Origin of the sequence: Pseudoalteromonas sp. SR45-1 (assembly GCF_014163655.1) — a bacterium.
GTDB classification, from domain to species: Bacteria; Pseudomonadota; Gammaproteobacteria; order Enterobacterales; family Alteromonadaceae; genus Pseudoalteromonas; species Pseudoalteromonas distincta.
Map to the genome: position 1 here is coordinate 326,228 of NZ_JACJDR010000002.1, position 12,376 is coordinate 338,603.

Here is a 12,376-nt window from a genome sequence, read left to right on the forward strand (position 1 = left end):
TTTATGAGTAATTATAGTTGGAAGTTCGTAATGCCTAATTTAACTAGGCTTGTTTTTATTTCTGATATCTCGTCTTCTCTGTTTAAACAGGTATAAGCTTGTACTAGTGGGTATGTTATTTTTACGCTCTGACTTATTTTTGCAGCTTCAGAAATTGCTTTGATAGCACTTAAGCAAAATTGCTCTCGCTGTTTATTAGTTGTAGCTAAGTTTGCTTTGATTAAGTTTATTCTTGTATATACTAAGTAATCACCAGTTTTAGTTAGGCTGGCTAATTGATGTTTGTAGTTTTCATTATTCTCAAGCTCAGTTAATAACTCCTGCGCTTTGAGTGGTGATTGTCTATTTATAAAATATTGAATCAGTGTAATTTGTGTATTAATAGTGCTGGTATTTTTAAAATTTTGAGATTTTAAAAAATTAATTATTTTTTCAATTGTTGAGTCAGTAGCTTCATCAGTAGATAGCATTAGTGAATGTGCTGAAGAGCGATAATACATAAGCTGAAATTTATTGTTTTTTGGATCTTGTACTAAAGCTTCATTGATAACTTGATTAGCCAAGCTGGCTTTTTTATGGGCCATCCGTTTATCACTCAAATAGCTCAGTAAATAACTTTGTTGCATATATAGGTTTGCTGACGTGTAAAAAAGGCTTGCATCACTAGGGTAGTCAGCAATCAATTTTGTGATTACGTCAACTGCACCTTCCAATATATTAACTGCTTCATTAAAGTTACTTAGCTTCTCTTCTGTTTTTGCAAGCCAACTAATCGTATCGGATTTATCTCGAAGTAAATCTTTGTTATTAGGTTTCAGTTTAAGCGCTTTATTTTTAAGTAAAAGTGACTCTGCAAAGTTCTTTTTTGCAGCGCTGTAGTTGGATTTTTCTATGTATAAAGAACCTAAAGAATTAGATGAATACGATAATTCCATAATGGAGTTAAAATCATTGGCTGCCAGCGCATACATTTTTTTACTGTAAGCGTGGTATTTTTTAAACATTTGCTCAGTAGCTTGATGATCATTTTGATCATAAGCTAATTGACCAAGCCAAAAGGCATTGGCACCTGCAAGCGTTAGTAGCTCTAAGTTATTAGGCTGTATTTTTAATAATGCCTCAAGGCGGGTGCGGGCGTTTTCAAAGGCGGTAAAGGCTTCATCAGTTTTACCTCGGGAATAAGCTACTTCACCCATTGCTTCGAGGGTTTGTGCGTACTGAAAACGGTTGTTAAATTGTGCTTTATTATCGCTAAAGCTAAAAAGTGAACTTGAATCGTCAGTTTGATTAGTAAAATACTCAAGTGCTTTATTACTAATACCATCAAGTAAGTCCATACGTTCAACGCTACGTAATTTATCGGCAAAGTCGCCGACCATAAACCCTAGTAAGCTTTCGGCCTCAAGCTGCTTGTTTTGCGCATGCTGTTGGGCTTTAAAACTAATGAAGCTCATCAATAACGCGGTAAATGTAAGTAAGCACAATAAAGCAACGGTCACTCGTTTTGCTCTTATTTTTGTTTTTATTTTGTTTACAGAGCTTTTGATAAGAGCATGCTCGTTATCATCTAATTTAAACAGTTTGTCGTTAAGTAATAGCTGCGCTTCTTGTAGTGGTTTACCTGGCGCTAGGAGGTAAGCACTACTTTTGCCTTCATCTACCCAATTTCGTGTTTGATGTTGTAAACGACTTTTTATTGCTAAGGCATCTTTATGGTCATTAATCCATTGTTTTGCGCGCGGCCATTGACGCAATAATGCCTCGTGAGCAAGACTAAAACAGGCTTCTTGGTTTTGTAAATGCGATACAAATAAACGGCTATCGACCATGGCTTGCACAAGCTCTTTTTGACTTGTGTTGGTTAATGTTTGCCAGCGGGCAGCGCGGCTCGTAATGGTTTTACCATCTGGGTTTAAAGTGATCAGTTGTGATAATACGCTTTTTAGTTGCTGCTGTTGCTCATTACTAAGATCAATAAATATATCTTCTGCTTTTTTGCCTATGGCGCCCTCAATACCCCCGAGTTTTTTGTAAACACTGTGCAGTAGCTCGTTATTATCACTGCGCTGTAAGTACAGCTCTTGCAATGTGTATTGCAGCATGGGCAATGCATCGGGGTTATTGGCGGTATCGGCGCACAATATTTCATCCAGTGGTGTTTGGGTTTGTGGGTCATTGGAGAACGTTAAATTAGCGGTTAACGCTGGCAGGCGAATAATTTGTTGGAGTTCTTGGCGGTTTGGCGGTGTTAAATCGTAGTGCGCGCCATGAGCTTTGCCTGCCATTAAACTTGGTTGTTCAACCACTAAAGGATAAAAGTCGTTACGACACGCACTAAATACAATCACAGCTTTAGAAATTGCTAAGCGTTCAATAACCGATAAAAAATGGCTGCGTGTTTCGCTACTAAATATAGGAGAAGAAAGCAGTACTTCTAAGCGGTCAATAAATAAAAATAACTGGGGTGTTTTAAGTTTTGTAGAGGCTTTACTAAGTCCAGCTTGTATGGCGTTAATTACGCCATCTATTGCCAATTCTAGTTGCTCTGCAAGTGTTTGCGCGCTTAATCCTTCAAACACAGGCTGGTCGTTTATATCCCAATCAAGTAATGCAGAAGCTAAGTCTAGAAAAAGTCTATTTTTATGCACATCTGCAAAGTCGATCTGGGTGTAGGAAATAACACCGATGCCATTATAGCCTCGCTCATCTAGCAGTTTTGGTAAAATTCCAGCATTAACAAGCGAGGATTTACCTGTACCACTAGGGCCAAGTATTAAGCAAAAAGCACGACCGTAATTTACCTGGCTAGATATCCTTTCCAGCAGGGTAGCTATAGATTGGGTACGGCCAAAAAAAACGTGGGTATCATTTGGGTTATATGCACGCAGGCCTAAGAAAGGGGATCCTCCCTGCCATGTACTTTTAGTGCTTGGGATAGGATCTGCTAACGGAAAAGATAATTTTGCAATAATGCGGTAGCCACGTTTACGGATAGTTTCAATATAATGTGGTTCATTGGCTTTATCACCGAGCGCTTTTCTTAGCTGAGTGATAGTTTTATGTAATGGATTATCGCCAATATCAGTATTTTTCCAGCATTTATTGAGCAATTCATCGCTGCTTACAATGTCGCCATTTTGTTGACACAAATGCAATAAAACCTCCATCGCTTTGGGCTCTAACTGTATGGCTTTACCAGTGAGTTGAATTGAGTTAGTTGAAGGTGTTACTTGCCAATCGCCTAGGTAGAAGGGGTTGCGCATCATCATTACTCATTATTGTTTTTTTATTATTAAAATTAAGTGCGTATTGATATTTATTAACACTATTTATATGGCAAATAAATCTATAACACAACTATTTGAGTTTATTCTGAGCAGAGGGGGGTAGTAAAGGATGAGCTTGCAGATATGCAAGCTCAAAATAAAAATAAATTAGCTTTCTAGGTCGGCTTTGTTAATTGTAATGACGCGTTGAGGGAATGGAATTTCAATATCAGCGTTATTAATTGCTTTATAAACACCACCGTTAATAGCCAGTTTGGTTTCGATAATTTTAGTAGTAGGCACCCAATATCGGTAGCTTATTGTAACACCGCTATCGGCGAAGCGTTCAATACCCACTTGTGATAACGGATTTTGTGCGACTAATTCATGTGCTTTAAGTACGTCTTCAATGAGGCTAATCGCGTTATCAGAGCATGCACTATAAGCTATATCTATTTCACCTTTGACCAATGAGTAACTAAATGAGTTATGAAGTATTTCACCCACTATGTGCTTATTTGGAATGGTGATTTCTACTTTTTCTTCATTGATTAAAATAGTGTAGCCAAGCTCAATTGTTTTAACTTGGCCGCTTACATTTTTAACTTCAATAGTATCACCAACAACAAAAGGTCGCGTGGCTATAATGGCAAGGCCTGCACCATAATTAGAAAGCATTCCTTGCAGCGCTAAACCAGCACCTAAAGATGCAGCACCAATGGCTGCTACAAATGGCGTAACGCTGATACCTATTTTGCCAAGTGCAATAATTATAACCATTACAATGAGCAGTACTTTTACCACGCTACTGACAAAGTTTGTGAGCGTAATATCAACGTTATGGCGGGTCATTAACGCGGCTACAAATTTGGCAAGCTTTTGTGCTATCCACAAACCAATGAGGACGATAAAAATAGCGCCAACAATTTGCATACTGTAGGTAACCATATACTCAGTAAGCATGGTGTAATATTTTTCAAACTGTTCGATTTCAGAACTGATCATAAAGCGCTCTATGTTAGGGCTATGTTGTATTTTTCCAACTATAGCAAAATGTTGGCTAAAAATGGATATAACAGCGGCACTATAATCGCTGTTAATAAAGCACTTAGTGCCATTGCAACTGATGAGTAAGCGCCTACTTTTGGATGCTCAGCAATAGCAGCAGCTGTCCCAATTGCATGGCAAGCTGTGCCCATGGCAACGCCTTGAGATTCGTGATTAAAAATATTAATGAGTTTAAAAAGCATAAAACCAAATAAAGCGCCTAGTAAACCAATAAAAATAACTAAAGCCGCAGCAAGTGAGCTAATCCCTCCTAACGAGTCGGTAACAATTAAAGATATTGGGGTCGTCACACTGAGTGCGGCAACAGATGCACTTAGCTGTGCAGGTGCGTTAAATAATATGCTTAGCAAAAATGCCACAACGGTTGCGTTAACAATGCCTAAGCTACATGTTGCGACTATGAGTAATAGATTTTTTCGTACGTGTGTAAACTGCTGATATAAAGGAAGCGCTAGAGCCACAATTGCGGGCTCTAATAACCAGCTTAGTAATTTGCTGTGCGTGGCAAATTGCGTATAAGGCAAATTTAGATTAACGAGTAATAAAGCAATAATACTAATACTTAAAAATACGGGGTTGGTGAGCGATTTAAATACGCTGCTTTTTATACTTTGGTTTACGGCCCTTAGCGCTAAAAATAATACAATAATGAAAGGAATACTTAGCCACCATAAATTAGGCTGTAGCTCTGAAATAGCGGAAAAAGTAAAATTAGTCATTATTTTCTCTTCCCTTAAAGTACGCAATTACACTGCTAACAAGCAATAAGGTAGTTATAGGGACAAGCACCACAACTGATGCTAAAAATGCCCAGTGCGATTTTATAAGGCCGAGATGCTCAATAAATCCCACGCCAGCTGGAATGAAAAAGATAGGCATAATATTTAAAATAGGGGAGGCGCATGGTTTTACATGTTGCTCTTTTACAATACCCGATAAGAGTAAAACTAATAAAATAACCATAGCGAGTAGCGGTGCAGGAAAGCTTCCACCAATAAAGTGCATAATGAGTTTAGCGCAGGCTAAACATAGTAATATAATAGCGCTACTGAGCAGATATTTCATCAAAGTGGCTCACAGAAAAGATAAGGGCTTAACTTTAACAAATCAAACTCTTTTATGCATTGTGCAATAGTCTACCAATGCTTTGTATTTGCGTAGGTTATATCCGCTTTTCCTTTTGCTTTAGCAATTGCTTTTTTAGTGTTTGGGTTTAGCAGTAAGCGAATTTGGCTGAAAGTTTCTTTAGCGAGTATTTTTCGTTGGTTTGGTTTATAGCTAAGTTGTGTAACACGTTTAATAGCAGCAAGCGTATCGGGTGAGCGCTCAAGTAATGTATTGAGCATGTTTTGCGTGGCTTGTTGAGTATCATCGGTAAGCTGAGTAACTAAACCTAGCTCATTTGCTTGTTGTGCTGTGATTGGGTTTGCGTGGCTTGCAAGCCAAAGTGCTTGGTCACGCTTAACTAAACCGCTCATCATTACATTTGCGCCCATATCGGGGCACAAGCCCCAACGCGCTTCCATAATGGCAAGCTTGGCATCAATATGAACAATCCTGTAATCAGCACCCAGCGCTATTTGTAATCCTCCCCCTAAACAGTTGCCATCAATTTGTGCAATAACAGGCACGCTCAGTGACTGCCAGCCTAATACTACTTTTTGCGCTAAATTTTGATTGCCAGGTAACCATTTAAGCAATAATTTTATAATATTCAATGGTGCCGCCATTACGGCTGATATATCAAGCCCTGCACAAAAATGCTCGCCATCGCCTTTTATTACTACAGCACGAATACTGCGATCTCTTTTTATGTTTTTAATGGCTTTGTTTAGCTCTACAAACATTTCAAAGCTTAATGCGTTTTGTTTTTTTGCTCTGCTAAGCGTGACGGTTGCAATGCCATTTTGTTTTTCTAGTTTTATCATTACACACTCCTCTGACCTGTTAGTTGAGCTTATGTTGTTATAAGAATTAAGTAAAGTGACGGTATTTTTTAAATAAATGGAATTTATTGCTAAAGCTGTAGTCTTAAAGGGTTAGATTTAGATGAGAAAAAGCTAAACAATTAGAACTTGAGATAATAAAATTTTTTACGTTGTTATTTTAAGCTTAAATTAAAAAAGTAATCTTGATATTCAATGGGTTAGTTAAATTGTTATTTATTGTTTGAGCTGTATGCTGAATAAAGCATGACTCAGTTACAAAAAAGTCAGTGTTTTACGCTTTTTTTTATCAAAATGATGATGAGATTTGATAATATAGCGCAACTTAAAAGCTTAAGGTTAAGCACATATGTCGGGTCCACGTTTATATACGGTAGAAGAAGCTACTCACCAAGCTTATGATATTTTTTTAGAGCTAGCGCCAAATAACTTGAGTGATAAAGATGTTGAAGACTTTAATGAGTTTAGAGAAGACCTAGGCTTTATCGAAGAAGACGAGCCAGACGATCAGTGGCAAGATTTTGTTGCCCTTGAGATTGAGCCAGAGCACTTTATTCAGGTGCTAGTTGGTTTAGAATTTGAAAATGATGATGTTTTGTTTGCTAAAATTTTGATTAGTCGTGATAAAGATGCTCCGTTTTGTCATATTTTATGGAAAGAGAGTGAATAAGCAATACCGCTTATTTTTATAATTGTGTGCAGAGAGAGTGTTGTGCGTAAGTATTTATTTTTAATTTTTTTAATAATTAGCTGCCCAAGTTGGGCTGTTGATCCATTTGAAGATTTTCATGAATATGGCAAGCTCTCTGATGAAGAAATTCATGAGTTACACAAAGGTGATATGCTTTACGGTGATACTGAATTTGGTTTTATTCTAAGTAAAGGTAACACCAATTCGACCAGTTTTAAGCTCAAAGGTAATTTATACCAAGATTTTGAAAAATGGCGTAACCAATTTAAAATAGACTCTCTTTATAAGCGTGATGAGAACGATGAAAGCGGTGGCACTGATGTTACAGCTAATCGTATTTTTGTATCAGCGCAAGGTAACTATAAAGTAGGTGTTAAAAACTCCTCATTTTTTATTTACGGTGATTACGAAGAAGATGAATTTAGTGGACTTGATTTTAAAAGCACGGTGGCGACAGGCTATGGTGCGCGTGTATATCAAGGCTCTAAAAACAAAGTAGATATTGATATAGGACCTGGTTTATACCGTTCAGTCGCCGATGAAGATTCGGATGTGAGCGAAGATGAAATTGATAAAACCGGTTATTTAGTACGTGTAGCAATGCAGTGGGAACGTTTAGTTTCTAAGCGCACTCGTTTTAATCAAGATGTGAGTATAGAGCAGTCGCTTTCAGGTCTTAATTCTCGCTTAAAATCGGAAACCGCACTGATAAGCCAAGTGATTGGCGCGGTATCACTCAAATTTACCTACATGTATCGTTATAATTCAAAACCCGAAGATGATAAACTCAAGTTTGACTCAGAGCTGAGTGCTACATTGGTATACAGCTTTTAAGTATTTATTTAATTTAGAGAATATTATGTATCAGCATAAACAGTATGCGGTGTTTATCTTTTTTGTATTAGCGTGGATTGGCGGTTTTGTGGCGCTTGCGTGGAACTTGTTAGGCGCTGATGGACCTTTAATAATATTTACTGGGATTTTAGTGCTGGTGGGCTTTTTGTTCCATGGCCTAACAGTAAAAGTAGATGATAAAAATATTAGCTGGGCGTTTGGTCCAGGCGTTGCTGGGCAAAGTATTGAACTTAGCGAAGTAGCAGAAGCAAAAGCAGTTCAAAACTCTTACAGGCACGGTATTGGTATGCGAATTACTCATGATGGTTGGGTATATACAGTATCTGGCTTTAGTGCAATACAGTTAACGCTCAAAGATGGCACCTTGTATAGAGTTGGTACAAACGATCAAAAAGGTTTACTAGCTGCTTTAAAAGAAAAAAACGTATCTATCGCGCTGCCTAGTAAGCCAAAAGCTGAAACGGTTAAGCGTAACAATATGATATAAAAAAAGCGCCTAAGGCGCTTTTTTTATCTGTTTAGCAGTGCATTAGTGGTCGTGGCCACACCCACCTTCGCCATGTACGTGGCCGTGAGTTAATTCATCTTCTGTAGCATCACGTACTTCTAGTATTTCTACATCAAAGTTAAGTGTTATACCTGCAAGTGGGTTATTACCATCTACAATCACTTCTTCATCTTGAATATCGATGATCATTACTGATTGGTCACCATCATCTGTTGATGCACGAAATTGCATGCCAACTTCAATTTCCATACCTTCAAACATTGATTTAGGTACTGCTTGCATTAGGTTTTCGTGGCGCTCGCCGTAACCTTCTTCAGGTTCAACCTTTACGCTAAGCGTGTCGCCTGGTTGCTTGCCCAGCAAAGCATTTTCTAGGCCTGAAATTAAATAGCCTGTACCAATGATAAAGTGTAGTGGCTCACCACCGAACGAGTTATCAATGCTATTGCCATCATTATCCATTACTGAATAATGCATTTTTACCACTTTGTTTGCCGCAACGATCATAGTCATTCCTATTTATTCATCTTCAAGAGAGTAGGGTAGAGGCAGAATGCTTAGCTCCACCTGAGGTGTGTGTTTTGCACGAAGTACCTGAGTTACATCAGTATCGTTTGGCAACACAACGAGGCCTGTTAATTTATTTGTTTGCTCATCAAAGCTTTGTGCAATAAGTTTACCTGCACGGCGCCAATTTTCGCCTAATTGGGTTTCTAAATCAGGCTCTGAAAGAATCCCTTCGCTTTGCCCTGAAACGATATACATTGCACGTTTATTTTTACCAAGGTACTTCATACGAGCTACTGTTTCTTGACCGGTATAACACCCTTTTTTGAAACTTATACCGCCAATAGCATGTAGGTTTACCATTTGAGGAACGTACTCGCCAATTGCATCTGCACTTAGCTGAGGCTCACCGGCAAGCATCGCTGCTTGTTGCCAAGGGGCTTCGTTATCAAGTGTGGATACGTTATCAGGCATGCTAAATTGGTTATCAACCATTATTAAAACACGGTTATCAGCTAATTTTAGCGCTTTACCATTCGTAAAATCACACGCGCTTGCATCGCCTTCAAAGCTAATATCAAGTTGTGCCAGTACATCCGATAAATCATCACCAATTAAACCAATTAAACGCTTTGAGCATTCAGTAATATCAACTTTTGCAAATACAGCGTATTTTTTAAGTTCAGCTAATGATTTTTCAACTTCAGCTTGGCTACCCGCAAGGTAGTAGCTATCTTGGTAAGAAAATAATTTAAATACACCCCAAAGTTTACCTTTGGCGCTGCAATGGCCAGCCCACAAATAATTACTGCTGGTTAATTTATTTAGATCTTGAGTGATTTGTCCGTGCAAATAAGATAATTTATCAGCACCGCAGAGGCTAATAAGTTGATGAGATAACGGACATGCATAAACGCTCGACATAAAAACCTTCTTTGCAATATAAATGAAGTGACATAATAACGCAGTTGTTACGTATGGTACAGACAAGCGCTTATTGGTGTGGGTTTATTATTTAATGAGAGATTAATAGCTGCTAAATAGGCTTGTGTTTGTTAAACTCGAGTCAATTAAGTATGAGGTTTAAAATGGTTGAAATTCATAGTAAAGCACGTATTCGTTGGGCTTGTCGTCGTGGCATGTTAGAGCTAGATGTTTTGTTTATGCCGTTTGTAGAAGAAGCATACGACTCTTTGAGCGCAGAGCAACAGGCTATCTTTCAGCGTTTGCTAACAGAAGAAGACCCTGACTTATTTGCATGGTTTATGGGTCATGAAGAATGTAAAGACGAGCAGTTAAACGGTATGGTTTCGCTGATCTTAGACCGAGTTCGTGTATAGGTTTACGGTTACAAATAATAAAGCTGACCACAAACCAATTGTGGTCTTTTTTTGTATACTTAGTTTTATATTATGTTTATTTTTAGATTCACTATTAGCCATGCTTTTTTGTTTAATAATAAATGCACTAGCTGGCTTGATAATGTGGCGCAAAGTATTAGCAATTCACCCACATGAGGGCATTATAATATTAGAACCAAAGTTATTTAGATTTGAGGGCGAGAGCTTAAAAATTCAGGGTGAAATAAGTAACAAAAGCCGATTTTATGGTAATAATATATGGCTTCATATTAAAGGTTTTAGTAACAACCATTGGCTTATAATTTCAGCCAATGGCGTTAATGAGCAAAGTTATGCGCGTCTAAAACGTGCCACTGTCGGCGCAATTAATTGCGTTTTGGAGTCAAAATAGTCGGCGTTGGATTTTCACTTTGTTCAGGGTAATCAATAGTGTAATGCAAGCCTCTGCTTTCTTTTCGCTCCATAGCACTTCTAATAATCAGCTCTGATACTTGCACTAAATTACGAAGCTCAAGTAAGTTATTACTTACTCTAAAGTTTGCATAGTAATCGTGTATTTCTTGTTGTAGCAACTCAACTCTATGCAGTGCTCGTTCTAAGCGTTTAGTAGAGCGTACAATACCTACATAATCCCACATAAATAAACGTAGTTCATGCCAGTTATGGGTAATAACAATTTCTTCATCTGAGTTACTAACACGGCTCTCATCCCAATGAGGAAGCGCTATCGGCTCTGGTGCATGTTCAATTTTACTTAAAATATCTTTAGCTGCAGCGTGGGCAAATACAATGCACTCTAATAGTGAATTACTTGCCATACGGTTTGCACCATGTAAGCCTGTGTAAGCAACTTCACCTACAGCATATAAATTATCGAGATCTGTTTTGCCGTTAAAGTCAGTCATTACACCACCACAGGTGTAATGCGCAGCAGGCACAACTGGGATTGCTTCTTTCGTTATATCGAGGCCTACACTTAAGCATTTTGCGTAAATAGTAGGAAAGTGCTCAATAATAAAGTCTTTATCTTTGTGGCTAATATCTAAATAAACACAGTTAGCGCCTAAGCGCTTCATTTCAAAATCGATTGCGCGTGCCACTATATCGCGTGGAGCAAGCTCTTCACGGCTGTCAAAGTCTTTCATGAACCGAGTTCCATCAGGGCGCTTTAAATAAGCCCCTTCACCGCGCATGGCTTCGGTAATTAAAAAGTTTTGTAGCTCTGGATGATAAAGACTTGTTGGATGAAATTGATTAAATTCCATGTTGGCAACTTTACAACCTGCACGCCAAGCCATTGCAATACCATCACCACTTGATACGTCTGGATTAGATGTATATAAATACACTTTACTTGCACCACCGGTTGCAAGAGCAACAAATTTAGCTGAAATGGTTTCTACCTTTTTAGCTTTTTTGTTCCACACATACATGCCTTCAATGTGTGAGCCTGTTTTTCCGGCGCTTTTATCTGTGATTAAATCAATGGCGTTGTATTGCTCTAAAAGCGTTATATTTTTATGAATTTTAACTTGGCTGATAAGTGTTGTTTGCACCGCTTTGCCTGTTGCATCGGCTGCATGCAATATACGACGATGGCTGTGACCACCTTCACGTGTTAAGTGAAAACGCTCTTTTCCTTTGCTATCAAACTCCATATCAAAGGGTACGCCTTGGTCGATTAACCACTGTAGGCAATCGTGGGCATTGCTGGCGGTATAATGAACAGCGTCTCTATCGCATAAACCGCCGCCTGCATCGAGTGTATCTTCAACATGAGATTCTATGCTGTCGTTTTGTTTATCAAATACAGCAGCTATACCGCCTTGGGCATACAAAGTAGAACCTTCGGTAAGCGCTCCTTTACTGATCACGGTAACGTTACAATAATTAGCTAGAGATAATGCAAGTGATAAGCCTGCTGCGCCGCTACCTATAATAGCGACATCTGCAATGTGATGTTTATTTTGGTTCATGTCAGAGGTACTTTGCGGTTACAATGCTCATATAGAGCAATATTTGTTTTTAATATCTGTAGTTGTATCATATTTGTCATACTACTACGTAGTGATTTTAAAGGCTTAGCGCCGTTATTATCATCTATTTTATAAAAAAATAATATTAAGCAGAACTTTTTATTCATAAAGAGGTCAGAGTATTTGTGAACAATGACG

13 protein-coding genes are annotated in these 12,376 nt (G+C 38.2%); 5 read left to right on the forward strand and 8 right to left on the reverse strand.

Going from position 1 to position 12,376, the window contains the following annotated elements:
* Window positions 1-11: 11 nt before the first annotated feature.
* The 5 genes from H5089_RS03905 to H5089_RS03925 form a co-directional block, all read right to left on the reverse strand.
* Complete coding sequence (locus H5089_RS03905) at window positions 12-3,266, reverse strand: winged helix-turn-helix domain-containing protein (protein WP_182711543.1); 3,255 nt, start codon at window positions 3,264-3,266, stop codon at window positions 12-14.
* Window positions 3,267-3,434: 168 nt separating this feature from the next.
* Entirely contained in the window at window positions 3,435-4,271 is an 837-nt protein-coding gene (locus H5089_RS03910; protein ID WP_002958733.1) for a mechanosensitive ion channel family protein, read from the reverse strand.
* A 38-nt stretch (window positions 4,272-4,309) separates the two neighbouring features.
* On the reverse strand, window positions 4,310-5,053 hold the full coding sequence (locus H5089_RS03915) for an LrgB family protein (protein ID WP_182711519.1): 744 nt from the start codon (window positions 5,051-5,053) through the stop codon (window positions 4,310-4,312).
* Complete coding sequence (locus H5089_RS03920; RefSeq protein ID WP_010553207.1) at window positions 5,046-5,399, reverse strand: CidA/LrgA family protein; 354 nt, start codon at window positions 5,397-5,399, stop codon at window positions 5,046-5,048. The genes H5089_RS03915 and H5089_RS03920 overlap by 8 nt, the downstream gene beginning before the upstream one ends.
* 71 nt (window positions 5,400-5,470) lie before the next feature.
* Window positions 5,471-6,262 (reverse strand): crotonase/enoyl-CoA hydratase family protein, encoded by a 792-nt coding sequence (locus tag H5089_RS03925; protein WP_024603617.1) that lies wholly within the window; start codon window positions 6,260-6,262, stop codon window positions 5,471-5,473.
* Window positions 6,263-6,629: 367 nt separating this feature from the next.
* On the opposite strand from H5089_RS03925, the gene H5089_RS03930 reads away from it, so the two are divergent.
* From H5089_RS03930 to H5089_RS03940, 3 genes are read left to right on the forward strand one after another with little or no spacing between them, the layout of a single operon-like run.
* Window positions 6,630-6,950, forward strand: coding sequence for an HI1450 family dsDNA-mimic protein (locus H5089_RS03930; RefSeq protein ID WP_002958729.1), 321 nt, complete (start codon window positions 6,630-6,632; stop codon window positions 6,948-6,950).
* Between the two features lie 42 nt (window positions 6,951-6,992).
* The gene (locus H5089_RS03935) at window positions 6,993-7,805 is read left to right on the forward strand and encodes a DUF481 domain-containing protein (protein WP_024597159.1); all 813 of its coding nucleotides are present in this window, start codon (window positions 6,993-6,995) and stop codon (window positions 7,803-7,805) included.
* Between the two features lie 25 nt (window positions 7,806-7,830).
* A complete protein-coding gene (locus tag H5089_RS03940) occupies window positions 7,831-8,313 on the forward strand; it encodes a hypothetical protein (RefSeq protein ID WP_002958727.1) in 483 nt (160 codons plus the stop codon).
* 42 nt (window positions 8,314-8,355) lie between these two features.
* Here the strand turns inward: H5089_RS03940 and H5089_RS03945 are convergent, their stop codons facing one another.
* The gene (locus tag H5089_RS03945; protein ID WP_002958726.1) at window positions 8,356-8,841 is read right to left on the reverse strand and encodes a peptidylprolyl isomerase; all 486 of its coding nucleotides are present in this window, start codon (window positions 8,839-8,841) and stop codon (window positions 8,356-8,358) included.
* Between the two features lie 12 nt (window positions 8,842-8,853).
* Window positions 8,854-9,765: a folate-binding protein YgfZ gene (locus H5089_RS03950; RefSeq protein WP_002958725.1), complete on the reverse strand. Its 912-nt coding sequence runs from the start codon at window positions 9,763-9,765 to the stop codon at window positions 8,854-8,856.
* Between the two features lie 164 nt (window positions 9,766-9,929).
* Between H5089_RS03950 and H5089_RS03955 the strand changes: the two genes are divergently transcribed.
* Window positions 9,930-10,181 (forward strand): succinate dehydrogenase assembly factor 2, encoded by a 252-nt coding sequence (locus H5089_RS03955; protein WP_002958724.1) that lies wholly within the window; start codon window positions 9,930-9,932, stop codon window positions 10,179-10,181.
* A gap of 55 nt (window positions 10,182-10,236) precedes the next feature.
* Window positions 10,237-10,593, forward strand: a complete 357-nt coding sequence (locus H5089_RS20225; RefSeq protein ID WP_223231626.1) for a hypothetical protein — start codon at window positions 10,237-10,239, stop codon at window positions 10,591-10,593.
* Here H5089_RS20225 and nadB read toward each other — a convergent pair.
* Window positions 10,568-12,178, reverse strand: coding sequence for an L-aspartate oxidase (gene nadB / locus H5089_RS03960; protein ID WP_154903488.1), 1,611 nt, complete (start codon window positions 12,176-12,178; stop codon window positions 10,568-10,570). The two genes, H5089_RS20225 and nadB, sit on opposite strands and share 26 nt — an antisense overlap.
* Window positions 12,179-12,376 lie beyond the last annotated feature (198 nt).

Coding starts and splice junctions, on each gene's coding strand:
- H5089_RS03905 (WP_182711543.1), bottom strand. CDS start 3,266: ATGATGCGCAACCCCTTCTACCTAGGCGATTGGCAAGTAACACCTTCA.
- H5089_RS03910 (WP_002958733.1), bottom strand. CDS start 4,271: ATGATCAGTTCTGAAATCGAACAGTTTGAAAAATATTACACCATGCTT.
- H5089_RS03915 (WP_182711519.1), bottom strand. CDS start 5,053: ATGACTAATTTTACTTTTTCCGCTATTTCAGAGCTACAGCCTAATTTA.
- H5089_RS03920 (WP_010553207.1), bottom strand. CDS start 5,399: ATGAAATATCTGCTCAGTAGCGCTATTATATTACTATGTTTAGCCTGC.
- H5089_RS03925 (WP_024603617.1), bottom strand. CDS start 6,262: ATGATAAAACTAGAAAAACAAAATGGCATTGCAACCGTCACGCTTAGC.
- H5089_RS03930 (WP_002958729.1), top strand. CDS start 6,630: ATGTCGGGTCCACGTTTATATACGGTAGAAGAAGCTACTCACCAAGCT.
- H5089_RS03940 (WP_002958727.1), top strand. CDS start 7,831: ATGTATCAGCATAAACAGTATGCGGTGTTTATCTTTTTTGTATTAGCG.
- H5089_RS03945 (WP_002958726.1), bottom strand. CDS start 8,841: ATGATCGTTGCGGCAAACAAAGTGGTAAAAATGCATTATTCAGTAATG.
- H5089_RS03950 (WP_002958725.1), bottom strand. CDS start 9,765: ATGTCGAGCGTTTATGCATGTCCGTTATCTCATCAACTTATTAGCCTC.
- H5089_RS03955 (WP_002958724.1), top strand. CDS start 9,930: ATGGTTGAAATTCATAGTAAAGCACGTATTCGTTGGGCTTGTCGTCGT.
- nadB (WP_154903488.1), bottom strand. CDS start 12,178: ATGAACCAAAATAAACATCACATTGCAGATGTCGCTATTATAGGTAGC.